This is a genomic window from Streptomyces uncialis (assembly GCF_001905345.1).
Taxonomy (GTDB): Bacteria; Actinomycetota; Actinomycetes; order Streptomycetales; family Streptomycetaceae; genus Streptomyces; species Streptomyces uncialis.
In genome coordinates this window covers 442,234-465,950 of record NZ_LFBV01000004.1, presented here as the reverse complement: position 1 = coordinate 465,950, position 23,717 = coordinate 442,234, and the positions used below count along the sequence as shown (strand labels likewise).

Below are 23,717 nucleotides of genomic sequence, written 5' to 3'. Positions count from 1 at the left end.
AAGGACACCCTCCATGGTGCACGCACAGCTCGACCCCGCCGCCCGTCAGGCCCTGGCCGCCGAGGCCGTGGACGCGAAGATCCGCAAGGATCTGACCTGGCAGCAGATCGCGGACGCGGCGGGCCTGTCCGTCGCCTTCGTCACTGCCGCCGTGCTCGGCCAGCACCCGCTTCCCGAGGACTCCGCCAAGGCCGTCGCCGAGCTGCTCGGCCTGGACGACGACGCCGCGGCCCTGCTCCAGACCATTCCGATGCGCGGCACCTCCCCCGGCGCGGTCCCGACCGACCCGACGATCTACCGCTTCCACGAGATGCTCCAGGTCTACGGCACGACCCTCAAGGCCCTGGTCCACGAGCAGCTCGGGGACGGCATCATCAGCGCGATCAACTTCAAGCTGGACGTACGGAAGGTCGCGGACCCCGACGGCGGCGAGCGCGCGGTGATCACCCTGGACGGCAAGTACCTCCCGACCAAGCCGTTCTGACCCATGTCCGTGAACCCACCGGCCCGGCAGGGGTACCCGGTGGGTTCACGTGTCTCCGCGTACCTCGGAGTGCGCGCTGGTGGACGTACTCGCACCCGTGCGGGGTGCTCGCCCTGCCTGTCGGGCTGCGCCGCATGGCCCGCAGCCGCCCATGGGTAGGGTCGCGGCATCCGAGGACGAGGAGCACGGTATGCCGGACGATGTCGTGATCGCGCAGACCACCATCGACGACGAGACGAAGGCCGGGGAGCTGGCGGGCGGGGCCGTGGAAGGCCGACTCGCGGCGTGTGCCCATATCGACGGGCCCTTCACCGCCGTCCACCGCTGGAAAGGCGACCTCATCCGCGACAAGGAGTGGCGGATCTCGTACAAGACGACCCGGGAGAGGCTTCCCGCTCTGGCGGAGTGGGTGAAGGCGGCCCACTCGTACGAGGTGCCGCAGTGGATCGTGCTCGCGGTGGACGGCGGCTCCGAGGAGTTCCTGTCCTGGGTGGCGCAGGAGAGCGCGCCGAACGCCTGAACCCGGCGCGGCACGTTGCTTCGATCGCGGCGGCGCATCACCCGATCGTGGCGGCCTGTTCCGAAACGGGAACCCACCGTCGCGGAGTCCGTACGGTGAAGCCTTCTTACAGTCGCTGTTCCAGGGAGGCGAGGGCCGGAATGACCGTGAGCGCAGGGCCGGTGTGGAGTCTTCCACTGGCCTGGGGGCAGGTGGAGGTGCCCGCGAGTATCGGTGGCGTACGAGCGGTACTGCACGAGGGACGGGTGGCCGAGTTCGAGGCCGAGATCGCCCGGACACCGGCGGTGGACCTCGTCTACGCCGTTCTCGCCTGGGCGCTTCCCGCGCGGGCGTTCACCGAGGATCCGGCCACGGTCGCGCGCCTGCGGGCCGGTGACTTCACCGGAGTGCTGGACGGCGACGGCGAGCCCGTCACCCCCACTCATCCACCCCATGACGACACGACGGGTGCCTCCCGGTCCCCCGTGTTCAGGACGGGATTCCCCCTCGGGTCGGTGACCCATCCCGCCACGATCGAGGGCATCCGCGCCGTCCTCGGCAGGGAGAAGCTGGCCGAGTTCGAGGCCGAGACCGCCCGGACCCCGGCACAGGATCTGGTCTACGTGGCCCTGCGATGGGGATATCCGCCCGAGGAGAAGGCCGCGGACGACGCCGTGATCGAACAGGTGAAGGCGGAGCTCGCCGCCGGAGTCACGCGCCCGGCGCGTCCCCCGGTGGAGGAGGCGTGAGCCGGTACCGCATCCAGTACGCGAGCCACGCGGAGAAGGTCCGCGCGGAGATGACGCCCGCCTACCGGGCCCGGTTCGACGCCGAGATGACCAGGACGCTCGGGCAGAGCCCCTAAGGCCACGGTTCCAAGCCTGAGCACCCGCGTGAGAAGGACCGGCGGCTCGCCACCGTCGCCGACGTCTTCGTCCGCTCCTACGTGTCCGAACCGCCCGTCCTCGTGGTCACGACCGTCAACATCACCCACCTCGGCTGACCCGTTCCGCGGGTGCGGACACTTCCGCGTCCCCGGCGGTACGCGGTGAACACCCCGGCCACTTCCCCAGGCCCGCGACGTACCGCCCGTCCGCTGCCTTGCGTGCGCACGGCCGCCCTTTGCCACGAGCCAGCCGTACATTGGTCGTTGAGTGCCCTCACCCATCAAGGGGAACCCATGATCAATGCATCCGTCATGACCACCGGGGAGCGGCTCAGGTACTACCGGAACAAGGCGGGAAAGACCCAGGCGGCGGTGGCCGGGCTGGTGGGCCGTTCCGAGGACTGGCTCAGCAAGGTCGAGCGGAACGTCATCCCGGTCGATTCACTCAGCATGCTGATCGCCATCGCCCGCGAAGTCGGACTCGACAACGTCGCCGACCTCGTGGGCCCGACAGTCAGCCTGAGCCTCGCCGCCGGCGCCGAGCATCCGTCGGTGCCGGCCATTCGACGAGCCCTCAACACACCACCCTCGCTCCTCGGCCTCGGCCTGCCCGGTGACGCCCTCACCGCCGAACAACTCGACGGACGTGTCGTCGAGGCATGGGACATCTACGAAACGCGGACCGAGCGGTACGGACCGGTCGGTGAGCTGCTGCCCGGACTGCTCGCGGAAACGTACGCCACCCTCAGCGCCTCGACGGGTGAGGAGGAGCGGCGGGTCGCGGGGTGCCTGGTGTCGCTGCTGCATCTGCACCAGGTGTTCCTGCGGCGGGTCGGTGAACGTCCCCTGTCCCTGCGGGCGGCCGACAGGGCGATGCAGATCGCTGACGAGACCGGGGACCGCGCGCTGATCGCCGCCGCCGCGTGGAACGTCGTCGGCATCCTCACGTCCAGTGGTGAGGTCTCGGACGCACTCGACCTGGCCCGCCGGATGATCGACCACTGCCACCCGGACGGCGACGCCACCCCCGAACACCTCTCCGCGTACGGCGCTCTGCACCTCGGTGCCGTCATCGCGGCGGTGCGGGACAGCAAGGCACCCACAGCCTGGGACCTGCTTGCCAAGGCCCGGCTGGTCGCCGCGAGGCTCGGCACGGACCGGAACGACTTCCACACCTCGTTCGGACCGACCAATGTGTCGATGCACGGCGTGCACCTCGCGGCTGAAGAGGGAGACATAAGGGAGGCCCCGCGTCTGGCGGACGACGTCGACGTACCTGAGCCCGGAGGTGTGCTGCCACTGGAGCGCACCACCCGCTACCTGGTCGAGGTGATGCACGCCAACCGGCTTGCCGGTGACCAGTACGCCACCCTGCACATGCTGCGCGAGATCATGCAGGCGTCTCCCGAGGAGATCCGCTACTTCCCCCTCGTGCGGGAAGCCGTACAGAGCCTGCTCAAGCGCTCCCGCCCGCAGATGCGGCGTGAGGTGCACGCGATCGCTGAGCATGTCGGAGTACTGGCGTAGGCCACGACAGCCCACCCGGGTCGCTGCCGCATTCTTCCTCCAATGCCGGTGATATGACGGTTGATCAGGATCGACCGGGCCATGGTCGGCCTCGCAGCCGCCCTGTATGCCGAAAGCGGCGGGTTCATCGTCGGCGCACCCACCCCTGCGGACAACAGCGGGACAGGGGAGGAGGAGTGAAATCACCGATTTCTCGTACGCCAGGACAGACCTGCCGCAGCACCGAACGCAACTGCGCCAAGAGGCCGACTCGCCTCGCACGCAACCGTTTTGGGCGTACCGTTTCAAGCGACGAGCCAGAAACGGAGTTCGGCATGAGCATGCACCAGTGGTCTGACTACAGCACCGGCGAGCGAATCAAGGCCCTTCGTGGCACGGAGATCACACAGGACGCCCTGGCCGGGATGACAGGGCTCTCCATCGCAACCATTCAGGCGGCCGAGCAGGACAAGCGGCTCTCCCTTCCGACCCTCCTGAAGATCACCGCGGCACTCGGCGTCGACACGGCAGTCACCCTTGGGCAGCAGCCGCCACGCCGGTCCCTGCAACAGGACGACCGCGCGATGCTGAAGAACCTTTCGCACGCGGTGCACGACACAGCGGCCGGAATCACGCACGCCACCGCCCCTCCGCCGCTGACCGATCTGGAGAAGATCGAGAAACGGGCGTGGGAGCTGTACTGGCAGGGCCGCTACGCCGAGGTGGGAACGATCAGCGCGCCGCTGCTGCGTGACGCCGACGCCCGGCTGCGCGCCCAGCCTGCCGGGGAGCAGGCGCGCGCCTGGGGTCTGGTGGCGGACGCGTACCGCCTGTGCGGCTACGTGGCGAACCTGATGGGAGTGCGTGACCTCGCCTATGCCGCGATCGGTCATGCCCAACAGGCAGCCGAGCGGGCCGGTGACGACCTGCGTCAGGCCCTCGTCGCCTCCGGGCGGTCCTGGGTGTACCTGCGTGACGCGCGTCTTCGTGACGCGCTGGAACTGGCTGAGAGGTCAGCGACCGACATCGAGCCGCTGTTCTCCAAAGCCACCCCGGAGCAACTCACGGTGTACGGATCGCACATCAACTTCGCCGCCGTCGTCGCCTCACGCATGGGCAACGCGGACCGGGCGTCCGACTATCTCTCCCAGTCCCACGCGACCGGCGCCCGGTTGGGCCGGGAGATGCGCGCTCATGGAACCCTGTTCGGTCCGGTGACCGCGACCACTCAGGCCGTTGGTGTCAACCTGTCGCTCGGACAGGCCGGAAAGGCCCTGGCCCTGGTGAACTCCATCCATGACGTCACGAGCCTGAGCGAAGCCGCGCAGAACCGCTACCAGCTCGACAAGGCACTCGCCCTGGCGGACGCGAAGATGTGGGACGCGAGCCTGGACACGTTGGAGGCGGCCGTACGGGCAGCACCGCACTGGGCTCGCCACCAAGCGCTCCCCCAGGTGATCGTGTCGAAGATCGGCCGCGCGTCCACTGTCCGGCTGCGCAGGGTGGCGAAGCTGATCGGCGCCAATCCGATCGTCTGACCAATCACCCCGACTCGTACGTCGCGTACGACCCGAACCCCGAACGGTGCGGGGAACTCGTACGCGACGGGCGGCTCCCACCGCGCAGCGATCGCAGAAGTCGTACAGCCCCGATCTGTACTGTCACCCGCTGTAGCGGAAGGGTTACGGGCATGAGTGAGAGCCCTCTCCGGACACCGCGCCAGCGTCAGCGCCGCCGCGCCTTGCACAGCGCCGCCGCCGGTCGCACCGCCGTGATCCTCTACATCTGCCTGCGAGACCCGGACCATGGGGCGAACGAGGCCGCAACCATCCTGCGCGGGTACGCACTCGCCCGGGACTGGGAAGTCACCGAAATCGTCTTCTGCGAGGCCCCCACACCAACACCGCTCAACGAGCGTGCCCAGTGGGCCCATGTCCGGCACGCGATCACCGAACATCACATCCAAGGCGTCATCAGCTTGGAGGGGCAACTCATCCCCGTAGAGTCTGCCGATCACGTCTGGATCGCTGAACACGGCGCATTCCTCTGCGAAGTATCGGCAGATGTCCACTCCTCATCACCGACAACGGCACCACCCTCCACTGCGACTGGCCCCGCTTCGAAACCCGCTACCGCACCACCCTCGCCCTGGACGACGAGGAAGACGCCTTCCTCACCCTCGTCATCGCCACCGCCTTCCCCCGCCTCGTCGCCCTCTGGAAAGTCGAAGCACTCGGCAGACGCCGACTCACCATCATCCTGCGCGCCATCGAACACCTCGCCACAACCAGCACCACCGTCCAGGAGCCGACATGATCTGCTCCCACTGCGACCAACCCATCCAGGACCACGAGGCATACGAGGGACAGTCGTCGCCCTCCGCGTCCGGGCCGGGGACGAACCTGTACCGGCACGCGGTGCCGTGCCGGGAGCGGACGGGACCCATGCGCGGGGGCGCCGACACGGACGCGGTCGGACTCGTCTGGGGGCGGCTCCTCACCCATCTGGACAACTGTGCCGAATGCCTCGGCGACGACCCCTGGGACTGCCGGACCGCGCACACGCTCCGCAGGGCATGGCGAGCGGCACGGTCCGCACCCCGGCGAACGCCTGCCGTCTGCGCGGGATGCCTGTCCGCCCGGCTCCTGGGACGCGCCGACGACATCCACATGTGCCACGGCGTCACCTGGATGCGGGTGGAGGGACGGCTCCTCGCGGTGGGCGCGGCGCGCGAGCCGTGTCCGTGTCCGTGCGCCTCGTGAGCCGGGGGTCGCGGGCGGGTGCCCCTGGTCTCCGCCCGGGTCCGGCCCGGGTGGGGGCGCTGGGCCGGAGGGGGGCACCTGGGGGCCGGTCCCGGGGGAACCGGGCGTGCCGGAGGGGGAAACGGGTCGCGGGCTTATAGCAATGGCCCATGCGTGATGTCCGTGTTCCCGACCCTGCCGCGGGGCTCGCTCCGTCGGCCACCGGGGCCTGATGGCGGCGCTGATCCTCGCTCATTTCCTGCTCGCCGCGTGCGCGGGGCCGCTCGTGGGGCGGCTGGGGCCACGGGCGTTTTTGGTACTGGCGGTGCCGCCCGCCGTGACCGTGGGGTGGGCCGCGTTCCAGTGGGGCACCGCCGCCGGGGGCGGTGCGGTCACCTGGTCGCTGGCGTGGCTGCCCGCGTACGACGTGTGGCTCGCGCTGCGGATGGACGCGCTCGCGCTGCTGATGGTGCTGCTCGCGGCCGGGGTGGGTGCGCTGGTCCTGGTGTACTGCGTGCGGTACTTCGACGCCGGGACGCCGATGCTGGGGCGGTTCGCGGGGAATCTGCTGGCGTTCGCGGGGGCGATGCTCGGGCTGGTGCTCGCGGACGATCTGGTGGTGCTCTATGTGTTCTGGGAGCTGACCACCGTCTTCTCCTATCTGCTGATCGGGCACGGCAGCGAACGCAAGCAGAACCGGCGCTCCGCGCTCCAGGCGCTGACGGTGACGACGCTGGGCGGGCTCGCGATGCTCGTCGGGTTCCTGATGCTCGGTCGGGCAGCGGGCACGTACCGGATCTCGGAGCTGGTGGCGAACCCGCCGACACCGTCCACCGCCGTGTCGGTGGCCGTGGTGCTGGTGCTGGTGGGCGCGCTGTCGAAGTCCGCGATCTGGCCGTTCAGTCTGTGGCTGCCGAACGCGATGGCCGCGCCGACGCCGGTGAGCGCGTATCTGCACGCGGCGGCGATGGTGAAGGCGGGGGTCTATCTGGTGGCGCGGCTGGCGCCCGCGTTCGCGGACGCGCCGCCGTGGCGGCCGATGCTGCTGGTGCTCGGTTCGGCGACGATGCTGCTCGGGGGCTGGCGGGCGCTGCGGCTCAACGATCTGAAGCTGGTGCTCGCGTACGGCACGGTCAGTCAGCTGGGGTTCCTCACCGTGCTGGCCGGGGCGGGGAACCGGGACGCCGCGCTGGCCGCCGCCGTGATGATCCTGGCGCACGCGCTGTTCAAGGCCCCGCTGTTCCTCGTCACCGGGATCGTGGACCACGCGACGGGCACCCGGGACCTGCGGCGGCTGTCCGGGGTGGGGCGGACGCTGCCATGGGTGGCGGGCATGGCGTGTGTCGCGGGCGCGTCGATGGCGGCGCTGCCGCCGCTGCTCGGGTTCGCCGCGAAGGAGGCCGCGTTCGAGGCGCTGCTGCACGGCGGCACGGCGGACCGCTGGGCGCTGGCCGCCACGACGGTGGGTTCGGCGCTGACCTGCGCGTACACCCTGCGTTTCCTGTGGGGGGCGTTCGCCCGCAAGCCCGGTCTCGCGGACACGCCCGCGCGCCGGGTGGACGTGGCGTTCCTCGGGGCGCCCGCGGTGCTGGCGGTGGCGTGTCTGGTGCTGGGGCCCGGGGTGCCCTGGCTGAACGGGCTGCTCGGCGCGTACGCGGACACCTTCCCGGCGCCCGCGCACCCCTATGAGCTGGCGCTGTGGCACGGGTTCGGTACCGCCCTGCTGCTGTCGGCGGCGGCCTGGGCGGGCGGTGTGGCGCTGTTCGTGCTGCGTGGGCCGGTGGTGCTGCTGTCGCGGCGGGTGGCCTGGCCGACGGCGGACCGGATGTTCGGGCTGGGGCTGCTGGGCCTGGAGCGGCTGGCGCTCCAGGTCACCGGGTTCTTCCAGCGCGGTTCGGTGTCCGTGTATCTGGCGACGGTCCTGCTGGTGCTGTTCGGCGGGCAGCTCGCCGTGCTGGTGGTGGACGAGCCGTGGACGGGGGCCGCGCCGCCCCGGCTGTGGGACTCGCCGGTGCAGGGCGGGGTCGCCCTGCTGACGTGCGCGGCGGCGCTGCTGTGTCTGCCGGTGCGGCGGCGGATGAAGGTCGTGGTGCTGGCGGGGCTCACCGGCTACGGCACGGCGCTGCTGTTCGTGGTGCACGGGGCGCCGGATCTGGCGCTCACCCAGTTCTGTGTGGAGACGGTCTCGCTGCTGGTGTTCGTGCTGGTGCTGCGGCGGATGCCGGTGTACTTCCAGGAGACGATCAGCCGCCGCCGGCTGCTGATGCGGGTGCCCTTCGCGCTGGCCGCGGCGGCGGTCGCCGGGACGTCGATGTGGGTGGTGGCCGCCGCGCGCGTGGCCGACCCGGCGGGCGGCGCCCTGGTCCGGGCCACCGCCGAGCACGGGGTGAAGGACGTGGTGGCGACGATCCTGGTGGAGTACCGGGCGTGGGACACCCTGGGTGAGTCGGCGGTGCTCGCGGTCGCCGCCGTCGGGGTGACGAGTCTGATCTATCTGCACCGCAGGACCGGGCCCGTCGAGGGCGGTGAGACGCTGCTCGCGCCGGGCGCCGCCGAGGCGCCCACCGCCCCGGCCGGTCCGACGGCGTGGTCGTACGGCTCACGGTTCGTCACCCGGGGGCCGGTCGCGGAGGACACCGCGCCCGAGCGGACGTGGCTGGCCGCCGGGGGCACGCTGGCGCCCGAGTACCGGTCGGTGGTGTTCGAGGTCGTCGCGCGGCTGGTGTTCCACCCGATCCTCGTGCTGTCGGTATATCTGCTGCTGTGCGCGGAGAACCTGCCGGGCGGCGGCTTCGTGGCCGGTCTGGTGGCGGGGCTCGCGATGATGGCGCGGTATCTGGCGGGCGGTCGGCACGAGCTGGCCGACGCGGCGCCCGGCCATCCCGGGCTGCTCACCGGGCTCGGACTGCTGCTGTCCGCGTCGGTCGCCGTCGTCGGACTCGTCGACGGGACGGTGCTCCACGCGTTCTCCTACGACGGGCATCTGCCGGTCGTGGGCCACTTCCACCTGGGCACCCCGGTCCTCTTCGACACGGGGGTGTATCTGCTGGTGCTCGGGGTGGTCCTGGACATCGTGCGGGCGCTCGGGGCCCGGGTCGACCGGCAGATCGAGCACGCGGCCCGCGCGGCGCACCGGGAGGCCGGCCGGTGACCGTCAGTCTGACGCTGCTGGCGACCGGGTCGCTGCTGTGCGCGGTGGGCGGGGTGCTGCTGCTGATGCGGGCGCTGACCCGCATCCTGACCGGTGCGGTGATCCTCAGCAACGGGATCAACGTCCTGATGCTGACGGCCGCCGGGGCCGCCGGTCCACCGCCGCTGCTCTACCCCCGGGTGGACATCGCGCGGGTCACCGATCCGCTGCCGCAGGCCATCGCGCTGACCGCGATCGTCATCACCCTCGCCACCACGGCGTTCCTGCTGGCGATGGCGTACCGCAGCCAGCGTGTCAACGGCTCCGACGAGGTCATCGACGACATCGAGGACCGGCGGGTCGCGCTGCGCGCGGAGGTGCAGGAGCAGCGGGCCGCGCTGCGGGAGCTGCACGGGCCCCGGGGGCGGGGCCCGGAGGGCGACCGGGACGAGTACCTCTCGGAGCGCAAGCGGCTGCGGGCGATGCTGCGGGAGGACCGGGCCCTCCAGGCGCGGGCCCGGGACGCGTCGGGCGATCTGTGGAACGACATCCTCGGCGAGGACCCGGGCGACCACCCGGACCCGTCCGCGCCTCCCGCGGCCCCCGACCACCGCGACCCGTCCGAGCCCCCCGTACCCCCCGAACACCGTGAACCGCCGCCCGGCGGCGCCGAGGAGGGCCGTCCGTGAACGCGCTCGTGCCGCTGCCCGTCCTGCTGCCGCTGCTGGCCGCCGGGTCCGAACTCGTCCTCGGCACCCGCTACCCGCGCGCCCAGCGGTTCGTCGGTGTCGCCGTGCTGACGGCCGTGCTGGGGCTGTCGCTGACGCTGCTGGTGGCCGCCGACAGCCGGGGGCCGATCGTGATGCACCTGGGGGACTTCGCGCCGCCGCTCGGCATCACGCTGGTCGCCGACCGGCTGTCCGCGCTGATGCTGACGGTGTCGGCGGCGGTCACGCTGTGCGTGCTGGTCTACTCGGTCGGCCAGGGCATGGCCGACCGGGAGGAACAGTCGCCGCTCGCGGTCTTCCACCCGGCCTACATGGTGCTGGTGGCCGGGGTGTCGTGCACGTTCCTCGCCGGTGACCTGGTCAATCTGTACGTCGGCTTCGAGATCATGCTGGTGGCGAGCTTCGTGCTGCTGACCCTCGGCGGTACGGCGGCCCGGCTGCGCGCGGGAGCGACGTACGTCCTGGTGTCGCTGGTCTCGTCGATGGTGTTCTTCACGGCGGTCGCCCTGACCTACGCGGCGGCGGGCACGGTGAACCTCGCGCAGCTCGCCGTCCGGCTGGCGGAGCTGCCGATCGGGGTGCGGACCCTGCTGGAGGCGACGCTGCTGACGGTGTTCGCCGTGAAGGCCGCCGTCTTCCCGCTCGCCGCCTGGCTGCCCGACTCGTACCCGACGACCCCGGCGCCGGTCACGGCGGTGTTCGCGGGACTGCTCACCAAGGTCGGCGTGTACTGCGTGCTGCGCACCGAGACCCTGCTGTTCCCCGGCAACCGGCTGGGGGACCTGCTGCTGGTGGCGGCCCTCGCGTCGCTGGTGGTCGGGGTGCTCGGCGCGGTCGCCCAGACCGATCTGAAGCGGGTGCTGTCCTTCGTCCTGATCAGCCACATCGGGTACATGATCTTCGGGATCGGGATCGGTACCCGGGCGGGACTGGGCGGCGCGATCGTGTACGTCGTCCATCACATCACCGTGCAGACCGCGCTGTTCCTGGTGGCCGGGCTGATCGAGCGGCGGACGGGCACCACCGAGCTCACCCGGGTCGGCGGACTCGCGGCGGCCGTCCCCGCGCTGGGGGCGCTGTTCCTGCTGCCCGCGCTGAACCTCGCCGGGATTCCGCCGATGTCCGGGTTCATCGGGAAGCTGGAGCTGCTGCGGGCGGGTGTCGCGGACGCCGGGGTCCTCGCGTACGTCCTGGTGGGGGCGGCCTCGCTGACCAGTCTGCTGACCCTGTACGTGATGGCGAAGGTGTGGAACCTCGCGTTCTGGCGGGCGGCCCCGGCGGGAGCGGCCGAACGCGGGACGGTGCTGGAGGAACCCGACACCGACGACTCCGGCCCGGACCCGGACGACGTGGTGCGGCGGCCCGCGCCCGCCGGGCAGGCCGTGACCGCGACGCTGTCCGGGCGGGCCATCACCGTCACCACCACCACGGACCGGCTGCCGCGCACCATGACCTGGGCGACGGCCGCGCTGGTGCTGCTGTCCCTCGCGTACACGGTGCTGGGCGACCCGTTCACCGCGGTCACCGGGCGGGCGGCGGACGAGCTCCTGGAACGTTCCCCCTACATCGAGGCGGTGCTCGGCCAATGACGTCCCCGTGATCTCGGTCAGGTTCCATGACCCGGGGCTGCCCCCGTACAGCTGTGTGGTGGTGGGGCGCCGGCGGCGGGTGCTCGATCTGCCGCTGATCGCCTGGCTCACCGTCGTATGGGTGCTGCTGTGGGGCAATCTCAGCGTCGTCAATGTGGTCGGCGGGGCGCTGGTCGCGGTGGTGGTGTGCCTGGTCTTCCCGCTGCCGCTGGTCAACATCGGGCTGCGGCTGCATCCGCTGGGCATCGCGCGGCTGGCGGTGCGGCTGGTGTGGGAGATGTACACGGCCGGGCTGAAGGTCTCGCACCAGATGCTCGACAACCGTCCGTTCCTCGCGGCCGTCCTCGCCGTCCCGCTGCGCTGCCGCGGCGATCTGATGCTCACCGCGACCGCGGTGGCCGTCTCCAACATCCCCGACGGCTCGGTGGTCGAGGTCCACCGGGCGCAGGCCACCCTCTTCGTGCACGTCCTGGAGGCCGACGACCCGCGGACCCCGGAGCGGACCCGGCAGGCCGTGTGGCGGATGGAGGAGCTGGTCGTACGCGCGTTCGGCGACCGGGACGAGATCGCCCGGGTCCGCGAAGCGCCGCCCCGGCCGGAGGGCGCCCGGTGAGCGCCGCGCGGAACGTCGACCAGGTGCTGCTCACGGCCGCCGCGGTGATGATCCTGCTCGCCGGGGCGCTGGTGCTGTACCGGGTGTGGCGCGGCCCCTCGATGCTGGACCGCGCGATGGCGCTGGACGTGTGCGCCGCGCTGATGATCGCGGGCATCGCGGTGCGCTCCGCGCTGAACCGGGACGCCTTCTACTTCCCGGTGATGCTGGTGCTGGCGTTCCTCGGCTTCACCGGGTCCGTCGGCATCGCGCGGTTCATCGCCGTCCGGGACCGGCCGCCGGACCCGACCCGGGCCGGGGAGGAGGGCCGGTGAGCGCGGGCACGCAGATCGCGGACACCGCCGGGGCGGTGCTGCTGTTCCTCGGGGCGGCGGTGAGTCTGCTGGGCGCCATCGGGATGGTGCGGATGCCCGATGTCCTCTCCCGCAGCCACGCGGCCACCAACCCCCAGGCGCTGGGCATGCTGCTGGTGCTCGCGGGGGTCGCGCTGCGGCTGCGCAGCGGTATCGACCTGGGGACGCTCGGACTGGTCGGCTTCTTCCAGCTGCTGACCGGCCCGGTCTCGGCGCATCTGGTGGCCCGGGTCGCCTACCGCACCGGGTACGCGGGCCGCGAGGGCCTCGTCTTCGACGATCTGGACGCGCAGCTGAGCGCGGTGCCGCAGGACGGGGAAGGGGGCACGGGGGCGGGTGGGGGACGGTGATCCGCCGGGACGGTGGGGCGGCCGGGGTGGGCGGTTCGCCGCGGCCGCCGGTCCCCCGGTGGCACTGCGGCCACAGTGGTGACATGTTCAAGCTATGTTTGGCCGGGTGATTGCGGAAGCTACGGCACAGTCGATCGTGGACGACATCGCCGGCCGCCTCGGGGTCAGCGTGAACATCATGGACGAGCGCGGGGTGATCATCGCCAGCAGCGACCGTTCCCGGGTGGGCGGCGCGCACGGCGGGGCGCTGCACGTGCTGTCCACCGGGATGCCGCTGTCGGTGACCGCCAAGGAGGCCCGTTCGCTGGACGGGACCCGGGCGGGCGTCAATCTCCCGCTGTGGCTGAACGGGAACGTCGTCGGGGTCGTCGGGGTGCGGGGCGAACCGCGCGAGGTCGGGGAGATCGCGCGCGCGGTCGCGCGGCTGGCCGAACTGATGGTGATGCAGGAGGCGTTCCTCGGTGAGGCCGGCTGGCGCCACCGGGTGCGTCAGCAGATCATGGAGGATCTGCTCGCGGCCCGGCTGACCGAGGAGGGCTTCCGCCAGCGCCAGCAGCTCGCGGGGTGCCGGGTCGAGGCGCCGTACTCGCTGTTCGCGCTCCGGCACGCGCCCGCCGCCGGGTACACCGAGCCCCGGGACCTGTACCGGCTGCTGGAGGTGGACGAACGCTCCGCGCTGGTCGTGGCGGACGCCGCCGGGGTGGTGTGGACGGTGACCGGCGGCTCCACCTCCGTCGCGCTGCGGTACCGGCTGTCGGGACTGTGCGCGGCGCACCCCGACACGGGCGTCCTGGACGCGGGCCGGGTGGACGACTTCGGGGCGCTGACGGAACTGACCGGGCAGGCCCGCTTCGCGCTGCGCCGCAGACTGGTCGGCGAGGTGCGGCTGGCGGACCTGGAGCTGCCGGTGCTGCTGGCGCGGCTCGATCCGGGGGTACGGGTCGAGACCGCGGAACGTGTCCTCGGGGCGCTGTCCGCGGAGCTGCGCAACACCCTGCGGGCGTACTTCGCGCACGACTGCGGTGTGGTGGAGGCCGCCCACGCCCTGAACGTGCACCGCAACACCCTCGCGTACCGGCTGGGCCGGGTCGCCGAGCTGACCGGCCGCGATCCGCGGGCGTTCCAGGACGCGGTGGTGCTCCAGATCGCGCTGCACCTCGCCGAGATCGACCAGGACCAGCCGCCCCGCTGAGACGGGGTCCGGCGCCTTGGGCCGGGTCGGGTCCGCCGCTTCGTCGAGGGGCCGGGTCCGCCGCCCCGCCGCGCGACCCGCCCCGCCGCGCGACCAGGTTCCGCCGCCCCGCTGAGACGGCGTCCGGTGCCTTGCCGGGCAGGGCCGCGCGAAGGGCCGCAGGGCGTCCAGCGGAACGGCCGTCACGCTGTGTCGTGCGCTGTTCTCGTGCGTGGTGCACAAATCCAGGGGTGCCCGGGGGCGGAAAATCCGGTCGCCCCGCCGATGCCGCCCTTGCCTTCCCGTACCTAAAGTGCCGACACAGCTCAAGCAGAGCCGCCCCTCCCCGGAGTTCCCCTCCGCCCGGGTGTTCTCCCACGAAAGGCCGTGGACGTGCGTGTCGTCATCGCTCCGGACTCCTTCAAGGGCAGTCTGACCGCCGCCGAGGTCTGTGCGGCCATCGAGAACGGGGTGCTGCGTGCCCTCCCCCACGCGGAGGTGGCCCGGGTGCCGATGGCCGACGGGGGTGAGGGCACCCTGGACTGCGTCGGCGCGGCGACCGGCGGCCGGGAGATCACCCTGACCGTCGGCGGTCCGATGGGCCGTCCCGTCGATGCCCGGTACCTGCTGTCCGCCGACGGGACCTCCGCCGTCGTCGAACTCGCCGCCGCCTCGGGGCTGCCGCTGGTGGAGCCCGGCGAGGTCGACGCGCTGCGCGCCGACACCACCGGCACCGGTGAGCTGATCGCGGACGCCGTGCGCCGGGGCGCCCGTGAGGTGCTGGTGTGCATCGGCGGCAGTGCCAGCACCGACGGCGGCACCGGGCTGATGCGGGCCCTCGGCGCCCGCTTCCTGGACGCCGACGGCGCCGAACTCCCGCCGGGCGGCGGCGCCCTCACCGAACTGGCCCGTATCGACCTGGACGGGCTGGGCGACGAGGTCCGGGGCACCCGGTTCCGGATCGCCTGCGATGTGACCAATCCGCTGGTCGGGCCGGAGGGCGCCGCCGCGGTGTTCGGCCCGCAGAAGGGCGCCACCGCCGACCAGGTCCGGCGGCTGGACGAGGGGCTGACCCGCTTCGCGGACGTCCTCGACCGGCAGTTCGGCGTCCGGGTCCATGATCTGCCGGGCGCGGGCGCGGCGGGCGGCACCTGCGGCGGGATGCTCGCGGTACTGGACGCCGAGGCCGTCAGCGGCTGCGAACTGGTCGCCGACACGGTGGGCCTCGCCCGTCAACTGGACGGCGCGGAGCTGGTGTTCACCGGTGAGGGCCGGGTGGACCGGCAGAGCGCGGGCGGCAAGGTCGTCTCGCTGGTCGCCCGGCTCGCCGCGGAGCGCGGCATCCCCGTCGTCGCGCTCGCCGGTCAGCTCGTCCCCCCGCTCGACGATCTGCACGCGCTGGGTCTCACGGCCGCGTTCAGCATCGCGGACGGTCCGCGCCCCCTCGCGGACATGACCGTCTCGGCCGCGGAGCTGCTGTCCGGCGCGGCCGAACAGATCGTGCGGCTGCGGGTCGGCTGACCCGGCCGGGCAGGCACCCGTACGACCGGTTCCGCCGGGCCCCGACGCCCCCGGGACGCTGCACGGCCCGTACCCCGCCCTGCCCCCGCTCCCCCACACCCGTCACCTCCCCCACATCCACGGCGTCCCCCCGCACCCGGACCGCCCAGGACTTCCCCGGTTCCCCACCCTGGGCGGTCCGGTCCTCCGCGCCAAGGCCCCACCCGCCCCCCACAGCCCAAGGTCCCCACCGCCCCCACAGTCCCTTCCTCTCCGGTCCCTACGAGGAGTTCCATGAGCACCGCCGGCCCCGCCCTGCTCGCAGCTCTGGCGGCGAGCATCGCCCTGATCATCTTTTTGTGCGGCCGCTTCAAGCTGCATCCGTTCCTCGCCATCGTCCTGTCCACCTACGCGTTCGGCATGATGGCGATGGGCATCGGTGCCGCGACGGGCGCCGACGAGCGCTTCGTCGACAATCTCGGCACCACCATCGCCGAGGGCTTCGGGACGATCCTCGCCAGCATCGGTCTGGTGATCCTCTTCGGCACGATCATCGGCAAGGTGCTGGAGCGCACCGGCGCGGCCGTCACCCTGGCCGAGGCCGTGCTGAAGGTGGTCGGCAAGCGGCATCCCGCGCTCGCCATGTCGCTGATCGGCTGGGTCGTCTCGATCCCCGTGTTCTGCGACTCGGGCTATGTGGTGCTGTCCCCGCTCCAGCGCTCGATCGCCCGTAAGACGGGCAAGAACCCGGTGGTGCTCGGTACGGCGCTGGCCACCGGTCTGTACGCGTCGCACACCTTCGTCCCGCCGACGCCAGGCCCGATCGCCGCCGCGGGGAACGTGGGCATCGGTTCCGACGGCCTCATCTGGGTGATCCTCTTCAGCATCCCGGTCTCGCTGGTCGCCGCGCTCGCCGGTCTCGCCTGGGCGCTGCGCCGTACGGGCAACCTGGAGAGCAAGCTGCCCGACGCGCACCAGACGTTCGAGGAGTACAAGGCCCAGTTCGACCGCCTGCCGAGCCTGAGCCGGGCGCTGACCCCGATCCTGCTGCCGATCGTGCTGATGGCCGTCGGTTCGGTCGCGGCGTTCCCCTCGGGTGACGGCACCCTGGTCGACGGGGCGTTCGGCAGTCTGCTCAAGGACCTGGGCAACCCGGTCAACGCGCTGCTGATCGGTGTGCTGCTGGCGCTGGCGCTGCTGCCCAGCAAGCTGGACGCGAAGGCGCTGACCACCTGGGTCGCCGAGGGTCTGGTGGACGCGGCCCCGATCCTGGTGATCACCGGTGCGGGCGGCGCGTTCGGCGCGGTGATCAAGGGCACCCCGATCGCGGACTACATCGCCACGCTGATCGGCGACGGTTCGGCGGTCAGCGGTGTCACCGCGCTGCTGGTGCTGTTCGCGCTGGCCGCGCTGCTGAAGACGGCCCAGGGCAGCAGTACGGCGGCCCTGATCATCACCTCCACCCTGGCGCAGCCGCTGCTGCCCGCGCTGGGGCTGGACGGGAACCTCGGCTCCATACCCATCGGCCAGGTGATGGCCGTGATGGCGATCGGCGCGGGCGCGATGGTCGTCAGCCATGTCAACGACTCGTACTTCTGGGTGGTGTCGCAGTTCTCCGGGATGGACGTGAAGACCGCGTACCGGGCCCAGACGGCGGCCACTCTCGTGCAGGGACTCTCCGCTCTGGTCGTGGTGCTTGTCATGGGTGCCTTGCTGCTGTAGCCATCGGCCCGGGGGCGGCAGACCCGCCGCCCCCGGGCCCAGGGAAGTGGAGGAGTCGGTCGTACGGCGGCGGGGCAGGGCGAGCCCCGCCGTTCGCTGTCCCCGGATGATCCGAGATTTCGTCGGTGCGTCACGCACCTGAGGAGGACGACGTGCACGAACTGCTGCCGGTTCTGAGCACCCCGCGCCACGCGGGCGGCCGGTCCGCGCTCACCTGCCGCTACCGCTGCGGTGACGCGTGTTTCCAGGAGGTCCCCAACACCAGCGCCAACGCGTACGCCGGTGACATCATCGCCGGGGCGCTCTCCCGGCGTTCGATGATGCGGGCCGCCGCCGTGGTGACGGTCGCCGCCGCGGCCGGGGCCACCGCCGTCGGTCCGGGCGCGGGGCGGGCCGAGGCCGCTGCCGCCGCCCGGCCGACGAGTTCCCGGCACGGCCGGACGGACGGGGCCCGGGGCCTGCGCTTCACCCCGGTCGCCCCCAACGAGCACGACACGGTGACCGTACCGGCGGGCCATGCGCAGAGCGTGGTGATCCGCTGGGGCGAACCGATCCTGCGCGGTGCGCCGGACTTCGACCCCGAACGCCAGAGCGCACGGGCGCAGTCCGGTCAGTTCGGCTACAACAACGACTTCCTGTCCCTGCTGCCGCTGCGGGGCGAGCACGGGCGCCAGGTGATGGTGGCGAACCACGAATACACCACCGAGACGCTGATGTTCCGCGACTACGACCCGGAGAACCCGACGCGCGAGCAGGTGGAGATCGCCTGGGCCGCGCACGGTCTGTCGGTGGTCGTGGTGGAGGAGCGGCGGCGGTCGGGCGCGCTGGCGCCGGTGCCCCGGCACCGGCTGAACCGGCGGATCACCGCGACCACCCCGTTCCGGATCACCGGCCCGGCGGCGGGCGCGCCCCTGCTGCGCACGGGCGCCGATCCGTCGGGGACCCGCGCGCTCGGTACGTTCAACAACTGCGCGGGCGGTACGACGCCGTGGGGCACCACGCTGCACGGCGAGGAGAACATCAACATCTACTTCGCCAACGGCTCCCGCCCCACGGACCAGCGGTACGGCATCGCGCCGGGTGCCACCGAGCGGAAATGGGAGCGGTTCGACCAGCGGTTCGACGTGGCCCGGGAGCCGAACGAGGCGCATCGTTTCGGCTGGGTGGTCGAGCTGGACCCGTTCGACCCGGACTCGGTGCCGCGCAAGCGGACCGCGCTGGGCCGCTTCAAGCACGAGGGGGCGCAGCCCCGGCTGACCGACGACGGCCGTCCGGTGGTGTACATGGGCGACGACGAGCGGTTCGAGTACTTCTACAAGTTCGTGTCGTCGCAGCGGATGATGCGGGGCACCTCGCGGGCGGCGCGGGAGCACAACCTCACGCTGCTGGACGAGGGCACCCTGTACGTGGCGAAGCTGACGGGCGACAGTCCCGGCGAGATCGACGGCAGCGGGCGGCATCCCGCCGACGGCGAGTTCGACGGCGCCGGTGAGTGGATCCCGCTGGCGACGGGTGAGGTCTCGCACGTACCGGGGATGACGGCGGAGGAGGTGTACGTGTTCACCCGGCTGGCGGCCGACCGGGCCGGGGCGACGAAGATGGACCGTCCCGAGGACGTGGAGCCGTCCCCGCGCACCGGGCGGGTGTACGTGGCGCTGACGAACAACACCGAGCGCGGCAAGCCGGGCAAGCCCGGCGCGGACGAGGCCAATCCGCGCGTCCTCAACAAGCACGGGCAGATCCTGGAGCTGGCGGAGGAGCGCGACGACCCGGCGCGGGAACGTTTCGCGTGGCGGCTGTTCCTGGTGGCGGGCGATCCGGCGGACCCGGCGACGTACTTCGCGGGGTTCCCCAAGGAGCGGGTCTCCCCGATCTCGTGCCCGGACAATGTCGCGTTCGACCCGCACGGCAATATGTGGATCTCCACCGACGGCAACAAGCTCGGTTCGAACGACGGGCTGTTCGGGGTGGCGACCCGGGGCGAGCGGCGCGGTGAGCTGAAGCAGTTCCTGACGGTGCCGGTGGGTGCGGAGACCTGCGGTCCCGTCATCCAGGACCGCAGGGTGCTGGTCGCCGTGCAGCACCCCGGGGAGCTGGACGGCGCGTCGGTCGAGAACCCGGCGAGCACCTGGCCCGACGGTCCGGGCCGGATCGTCCGCCCGGCCGTGGTCGCGGTGTGGCGCACCGACGGGCGTGACATCGGCGTCTGAGCCCACGCCGCGCCCGGTGCCCTGGCTCCCGCCGCCCCGCTCTCCGGGGTGACGGGAGCCTTCGCGGTCCCCGGACCCCTTCGCCGGCGGACCGGCGGGACCCGCGCACCCGGGCCGGTCCGGCCCCGTCCGGACGGCGCGGGGGCGGGCCGGGGCTGGGGTAACGTACCGGGCGCGGGTGCCGGACCCGGGTCATGAGCGGTGGAGGTGGTCGCGTGACGCGTACGAAGCAACTCCCGCCGGACAGTCCCTGGCAGGCACTCCAGGGCATCGGCGCGGCCGGGCAGGACGGGGTCGCGCAGGAGATCGCCGCGCAGGTCCAGCAGCTGATCCTGTCCCGTGAGCTGAGCGACGGCTCGCGTATTCCGTCGGAGCGGGATCTCGCGGTGCTGCTGTCGACCAGCCGCCCCACGGTGAGCCAGGCCATCCGCATCCTGGTCGTCAAGGGTCTGGTGGAGTCGCGGCGCGGATCGGGCGCGTACGTACGGCTGCGGCCCGAGGTCAACCTGGCCGCCTCGATGAGCCTGATGCTGGAGGTGGACCCGGAGTCGGTGGGTTCGCTGGCCGAGCTGCGGCTGTCGCTGGAGTCGACCGGGGTCGTCCGGGCGATCGAGCGGGCGACACCGGAGGAGCTCGCGGAGGCGGAGCGGGCGCTGCGGCGGCTGGCGGGCAGCGCGGGCGACATCGCGAGCTGGATGAGCGCGGACACCTACTTCCACGCGACGCTGATCGGCGCCTCGCACAACACGTACCTCGCGGCGATGTTCGACAGCGCGCACACCGCGCTGATCGACTACGAGTACCGCGCGTGGGTCGACAGCGGCACGGTCCCCCGGTGGCTGGAGCCCGACCGGATCGGGGACCTGACGGCGATCCACGAGCCGATCCTGCGGGCGGTGCAGCGCCGGGACGTGGACGCGGCGCTGTACGCGGTGCGCCATCACCATGAGGTGATGAGCCGCCATCTGCGGCTGAGCGCGTGAGCCCCCTGAGACGTGTGAGCCCGAGGCGCGTAGGCCGCTGAGCGCGTGGGCCCCGCGCCCGCCCCGGCCTGTGAGGGCGAGGGTCGGGGGCGGGGCCCATGGTCGCGCCGCACCGCGACGGAAAGGCGCGCCCCGGCCGGGCCGGGGCGCGCGGGAACCGGGCGCGCGGGAAAGCGGGTGCGCGGGCCCTGGGTGCGCGGGTCAGTCGAAGTTGTTGGGACGGCCCTCACGCACATACGCGACGGTGTCCGCGATGTGCTTCTTGCTGTGGATGGACTTCTGCTTGGCCAGATGACCGAACATCTGGATGCCGAAACCGCCGTCGAGGTCGTCGGTGATCCGGCGGCGCCAGGGCCTGCGGACGATCTGGGTGGTCAGCCGCCGGGTGACCCGGGGCTTGGACATGATGTGGGCGGCGATCGTCCGGGCGCGCTCCAGCAGCTCCGCGCGCGGCAGCAGCTCGTTGACCATGCCCCACTCCAGCGCCTGCTGGGCGCTGATGGCCTCGCCGGTGAGCAGCGCGTACGCGGCGCGCTTGACGCCGAGGAGTTCCTGGAAGCAGCTGTGGATTCCGTCGCCGGGTACCGAGCTGATGTCGTAGTGCAGGTCGAAGACGGTGGCGTCCTCGGCGCACAGGGTGATGTCGCACATCAGGACGATCTCGGAGTGGAACCCCGAGCCGTTGAAGATCCCGATGGTGGGGATCTCCAGGTCGTTGATCAGCGAGCTGACATTGATCCGGCCGTCCTTGTAGGCGTACTCGTACGCCCAGTGCGGCAGGTCCTCGTCCTCCAGCGCGAACCCTTCCGGGTCGGCGTCCATCATGAACTCCTCACCGCTGCCGGTGAGGATCAGGACCTCGTTCTCGGGGTCGGCGCCGATCGTCTTGAGCATCTGGCCGAGGGCCCGGTGGTTCTGGACGCTGAGCTGGATCGGGCCGCCGAGGGTGTGCGCGCGGGCGACGATGACACCGTCGGTCCGTTCGAGGTGGAAGAAGTCCTTGAACGTCTCGCGGTACTCCTCGAAATCCGGGGTGGGAATGAACTCCTGGAGCGACATCGGGTGCCCCCTCCTTGGCTGGCGTGCGGGTGGGTGGTGCTGCTGGGTGGCGCTTCGGGTGCTGCTGGTGGTGCCGGTGACACGCGTGGTGCCCGTGCTTCTGGTGGTGCTGTGGTGCGGCCGATAGTCGGCCGCGCGGCAACTTAATTGGCTTAACCACTTACGACCGTAGATCGACAGCAAACCCCCGGTCAAGGCCCTCTTCGCTCACCACTTGCCCTGAAAGGCCCTCGCAGGGCGATTGACGACCCCCGCCACCCTCCCTACATTGGCTAGGCCACTCAGTGCTCCATGTCTTCTGGAGGGATCACCACCGATGCTGATGCCCACCGTGCGGCGCTTCTCCGACCCGGGAAGCCGCTGGACAGTCACCGATCCCGTGGAGCTGGCGCTGCGCGTCCGGCTCAACGCGGTCCGCATGGTCGCCCCGCAGGGCTTCGGCTATCTCGGACAGGCCCTTTCCTCCGCCGAGCAGGTCGCCGCGCTGTTCAGCGCCGCGCGGCCCGGCCGGGACCGGCTGGTCTGCTCACCCGGCCACTACGTCATCGGCCCGTTCGCCGCCGCCGTCGCGCTCGGGCTGCTGGACGAGAGCGCGCTCAGGGACTACGGGAAGAACGGCTCCGGGGTCGAGGCCATCGGCAGCGAGCGCTCCCCGGTCGTCGACCACACCTGCGGCTCGCTCGGGCAGGGGCTGTCCGCCGCCGCCGGCTTCGCCCTGTCGGACCGGATGCGCGGACGGGACGTCCGCACCTTCGCGATGGTCAGCGACGGCGAGCTGGAGGAAGGCCAGGTATGGGAGGCCGCCATGTTCGCCGCGCACCACGGGCTCGCCTCGCTCACGGTGCTGGTGGACGCCAACAACTCGCAGGTCGACGGGCCCGTCGACACCGTCACCACCCTGGAGCCGATCGCCGCGAAGTGGGAGTCCTTCGGCTGGCACACGGCCGATGTCGACGGTCATGACCCGGTGGCCCTGGCCGCCGCGCTGGCGGACGCGGACGCGGAGCCGGACCGCCCGAGCGTGGTCGTGTGCCGGACCTCCACCAGCCATGGACTGGACTGTCTGCCGCCGGACGCCGACGGCCACTTCATCAAACTGTCCCCGGAGCTGGCCTGGCGGGCGATCGACGAGCTGACCCGCGAGCTGGAGGCACTCCATGCGTAGGCCCCCTTACCCCGTACGCACCAAGCCGTACGGCACCGCGTTCCTCGAACTGGCCCGGGAGCGGCCCGAGATCGTGTGCCTCAGCGGGGATCTGACCCGGCAGTGCGAGATCGATCTGTTCCAGGCGGAGTTCCCCGAACGGTTCGTGCACGCGGGGATGGCCGAGGCGAACATGATGGGTGTCGCCGGGGCCCTGGCACGCTCCGGTCATCTGCCGTTCGTCCACACCTTCGGGGTCTTCGCGACCCGCCGCGCCTACGACCAGATCGCCAACGCCATCGCCTACCCGGCGCTGCCGGTACGGATCATCGGCTTCATGCCCGGGGTGTCCACCCCCGGCGGACCGAGCCACCAGGCCATCGACGATGTGGCGCTGATGCGGGCCCTGCCCAACATGACGGTCGTCGATGTGGCGGACGCGGTGGAGACGGCGCAGGTGGCACGCGCCGTGGCCGACCTCCCCGGACCGGTGTACGTCCGGCTCAAGCGCGGGGAGATCCCCGTGGTGTTCGACGACGGACACCGGCTGTCGCTCCAGCACGCGGAGGTGCTGGCGCGCGGCATCGACGTCGCGCTGTTCTCCAGCGGGATGATGCTCGCGACCACACTGGCCGCGGCGCGCACGCTGGAGGAGGCCGGGGTCTCGGTCTCCGTGGTCCACGTCCCCACCCTCAAACCCCTGGACGGCGCGACCGTACGGGAGGTGGCGGGCGGGGTCCGGGCCCTGGTCACGGCGGAGAACCACTCGGTCGTCGGCGGCCTCGGATCGGCGGTCGCGGAAACCCTCGCCGAGGCGGGCATCGGACGGCCGCTGCGCCGGATCGGCATCCAGGACACCTTCGCCGAGGGCTCCTTGACCGCGCCGTACCTCTTCGAACGCTACGGACTGTCGGTACGGCACGTGGTGGAGGCCGCGTGGTCCGCCCTCGACCGCCCCGGCCCCGCACCCGAGACACCCGACACCCCGGAGACGACCACGGGGAGCGGGGCGTACTCCCCTGTCTGAGCGGTGTCCGCCGGAGGTTCTC

At 71.9% G+C, this 23,717-nt stretch carries 20 protein-coding genes; 19 read left to right on the top strand and 1 reads right to left on the bottom strand.

Annotated features, from left to right (window positions below; translation table 11 throughout):
* Positions 1–13 precede the first annotated feature (13 nt).
* The 17 genes from cynS to AB852_RS19015 all read left to right on the top strand — a co-directional run bounded on the left by cynS (position 14) and on the right by AB852_RS19015 (position 20,465).
* On the top strand, positions 14–484 hold the full coding sequence (gene cynS, locus AB852_RS19100; protein ID WP_073789901.1) for a cyanase: 471 nt from the start codon (positions 14–16) through the stop codon (positions 482–484).
* A 190-nt stretch (positions 485–674) separates the two neighbouring features.
* The gene (gene cutA / locus AB852_RS19095; protein ID WP_073789898.1) at positions 675–1,004 is read left to right on the top strand and encodes a divalent-cation tolerance protein CutA; all 330 of its coding nucleotides are present in this window, start codon (positions 675–677) and stop codon (positions 1,002–1,004) included.
* 140 nt (positions 1,005–1,144) lie between these two features.
* Positions 1,145–1,732: a hypothetical protein gene (locus AB852_RS39850; protein ID WP_178391059.1), complete on the top strand. Its 588-nt coding sequence runs from the start codon at positions 1,145–1,147 to the stop codon at positions 1,730–1,732.
* A gap of 431 nt (positions 1,733–2,163) precedes the next feature.
* Positions 2,164–3,396: a helix-turn-helix domain-containing protein gene (locus AB852_RS19080; RefSeq protein WP_245876832.1), complete on the top strand. Its 1,233-nt coding sequence runs from the start codon at positions 2,164–2,166 to the stop codon at positions 3,394–3,396.
* A gap of 314 nt (positions 3,397–3,710) precedes the next feature.
* Positions 3,711–4,913, top strand: a complete 1,203-nt coding sequence (locus AB852_RS19075) for a helix-turn-helix domain-containing protein (protein ID WP_245876831.1) — start codon at positions 3,711–3,713, stop codon at positions 4,911–4,913.
* Between the two features lie 774 nt (positions 4,914–5,687).
* On the top strand, positions 5,688–6,137 hold the full coding sequence (locus tag AB852_RS39285) for a hypothetical protein (protein ID WP_073789896.1): 450 nt from the start codon (positions 5,688–5,690) through the stop codon (positions 6,135–6,137).
* A gap of 211 nt (positions 6,138–6,348) precedes the next feature.
* On the top strand, positions 6,349–9,267 hold the full coding sequence (locus AB852_RS19065; protein ID WP_073789893.1) for a Na+/H+ antiporter subunit A: 2,919 nt from the start codon (positions 6,349–6,351) through the stop codon (positions 9,265–9,267).
* Entirely contained in the window at positions 9,264–9,935 is a 672-nt protein-coding gene (locus AB852_RS19060) for a Na(+)/H(+) antiporter subunit C (RefSeq protein ID WP_079184756.1), read from the top strand. The genes AB852_RS19065 and AB852_RS19060 overlap by 4 nt, the downstream gene beginning before the upstream one ends.
* Positions 9,932–11,563 (top strand): Na+/H+ antiporter subunit D, encoded by a 1,632-nt coding sequence (locus AB852_RS19055; protein ID WP_073789891.1) that lies wholly within the window; start codon positions 9,932–9,934, stop codon positions 11,561–11,563. Before AB852_RS19060 ends, AB852_RS19055 begins: the two co-directional genes overlap by 4 nt.
* Before the next feature lie 7 nt (positions 11,564–11,570).
* Entirely contained in the window at positions 11,571–12,176 is a 606-nt protein-coding gene (locus tag AB852_RS19050; RefSeq protein WP_073789889.1) for a Na+/H+ antiporter subunit E, read from the top strand.
* Positions 12,173–12,490: an MrpF/PhaF family protein gene (locus AB852_RS19045; protein WP_073789887.1), complete on the top strand. Its 318-nt coding sequence runs from the start codon at positions 12,173–12,175 to the stop codon at positions 12,488–12,490. The genes AB852_RS19050 and AB852_RS19045 overlap by 4 nt, the downstream gene beginning before the upstream one ends.
* Entirely contained in the window at positions 12,487–12,879 is a 393-nt protein-coding gene (mnhG, locus tag AB852_RS19040) for a monovalent cation/H(+) antiporter subunit G (protein ID WP_073789885.1), read from the top strand. The genes AB852_RS19045 and mnhG overlap by 4 nt, the downstream gene beginning before the upstream one ends.
* A gap of 106 nt (positions 12,880–12,985) precedes the next feature.
* Positions 12,986–14,071 (top strand): CdaR family transcriptional regulator, encoded by a 1,086-nt coding sequence (locus AB852_RS19035; RefSeq protein ID WP_073789883.1) that lies wholly within the window; start codon positions 12,986–12,988, stop codon positions 14,069–14,071.
* A gap of 366 nt (positions 14,072–14,437) precedes the next feature.
* On the top strand, positions 14,438–15,571 hold the full coding sequence (locus AB852_RS19030) for a glycerate kinase (protein ID WP_218623274.1): 1,134 nt from the start codon (positions 14,438–14,440) through the stop codon (positions 15,569–15,571).
* Between the two features lie 273 nt (positions 15,572–15,844).
* Positions 15,845–17,272: a GntP family permease gene (locus tag AB852_RS19025; RefSeq protein ID WP_073789881.1), complete on the top strand. Its 1,428-nt coding sequence runs from the start codon at positions 15,845–15,847 to the stop codon at positions 17,270–17,272.
* 152 nt (positions 17,273–17,424) lie between these two features.
* Complete coding sequence (locus AB852_RS19020) at positions 17,425–19,482, top strand: PhoX family protein (RefSeq protein WP_073789879.1); 2,058 nt, start codon at positions 17,425–17,427, stop codon at positions 19,480–19,482.
* A gap of 215 nt (positions 19,483–19,697) precedes the next feature.
* Entirely contained in the window at positions 19,698–20,465 is a 768-nt protein-coding gene (locus tag AB852_RS19015; RefSeq protein ID WP_202535702.1) for a FadR/GntR family transcriptional regulator, read from the top strand.
* 201 nt (positions 20,466–20,666) lie between these two features.
* Here AB852_RS19015 and AB852_RS19010 read toward each other — a convergent pair whose 3' ends face one another.
* On the bottom strand, positions 20,667–21,524 hold the full coding sequence (locus tag AB852_RS19010; RefSeq protein WP_073789876.1) for an enoyl-CoA hydratase/isomerase family protein: 858 nt from the start codon (positions 21,522–21,524) through the stop codon (positions 20,667–20,669).
* 316 nt (positions 21,525–21,840) lie between these two features.
* Here AB852_RS19010 and AB852_RS19005 point away from each other — a divergent pair, with 316 nt between their 5' ends.
* The gene (locus AB852_RS19005; protein WP_218623273.1) at positions 21,841–22,689 is read left to right on the top strand and encodes a 1-deoxy-D-xylulose-5-phosphate synthase N-terminal domain-containing protein; all 849 of its coding nucleotides are present in this window, start codon (positions 21,841–21,843) and stop codon (positions 22,687–22,689) included.
* Positions 22,682–23,695: a transketolase family protein gene (locus AB852_RS19000; protein ID WP_073789874.1), complete on the top strand. Its 1,014-nt coding sequence runs from the start codon at positions 22,682–22,684 to the stop codon at positions 23,693–23,695. Before AB852_RS19005 ends, AB852_RS19000 begins: the two co-directional genes overlap by 8 nt.
* Positions 23,696–23,717: the final 22 nt, after the last annotated feature.

Coding starts and splice junctions, on each gene's coding strand:
- cynS (WP_073789901.1), top strand. CDS start 14: ATGGTGCACGCACAGCTCGACCCCGCCGCCCGTCAGGCCCTGGCCGCC.
- cutA (WP_073789898.1), top strand. CDS start 675: ATGCCGGACGATGTCGTGATCGCGCAGACCACCATCGACGACGAGACG.
- AB852_RS39850 (WP_178391059.1), top strand. CDS start 1,145: ATGACCGTGAGCGCAGGGCCGGTGTGGAGTCTTCCACTGGCCTGGGGG.
- AB852_RS19080 (WP_245876832.1), top strand. CDS start 2,164: ATGATCAATGCATCCGTCATGACCACCGGGGAGCGGCTCAGGTACTAC.
- AB852_RS19075 (WP_245876831.1), top strand. CDS start 3,711: ATGAGCATGCACCAGTGGTCTGACTACAGCACCGGCGAGCGAATCAAG.
- AB852_RS39285 (WP_073789896.1), top strand. CDS start 5,688: ATGATCTGCTCCCACTGCGACCAACCCATCCAGGACCACGAGGCATAC.
- AB852_RS19065 (WP_073789893.1), top strand. CDS start 6,349: ATGGCGGCGCTGATCCTCGCTCATTTCCTGCTCGCCGCGTGCGCGGGG.
- AB852_RS19025 (WP_073789881.1), top strand. CDS start 15,845: ATGAGCACCGCCGGCCCCGCCCTGCTCGCAGCTCTGGCGGCGAGCATC.
- AB852_RS19010 (WP_073789876.1), bottom strand. CDS start 21,524: ATGTCGCTCCAGGAGTTCATTCCCACCCCGGATTTCGAGGAGTACCGC.
- AB852_RS19005 (WP_218623273.1), top strand. CDS start 21,841: ATGCTGATGCCCACCGTGCGGCGCTTCTCCGACCCGGGAAGCCGCTGG.
- AB852_RS19000 (WP_073789874.1), top strand. CDS start 22,682: ATGCGTAGGCCCCCTTACCCCGTACGCACCAAGCCGTACGGCACCGCG.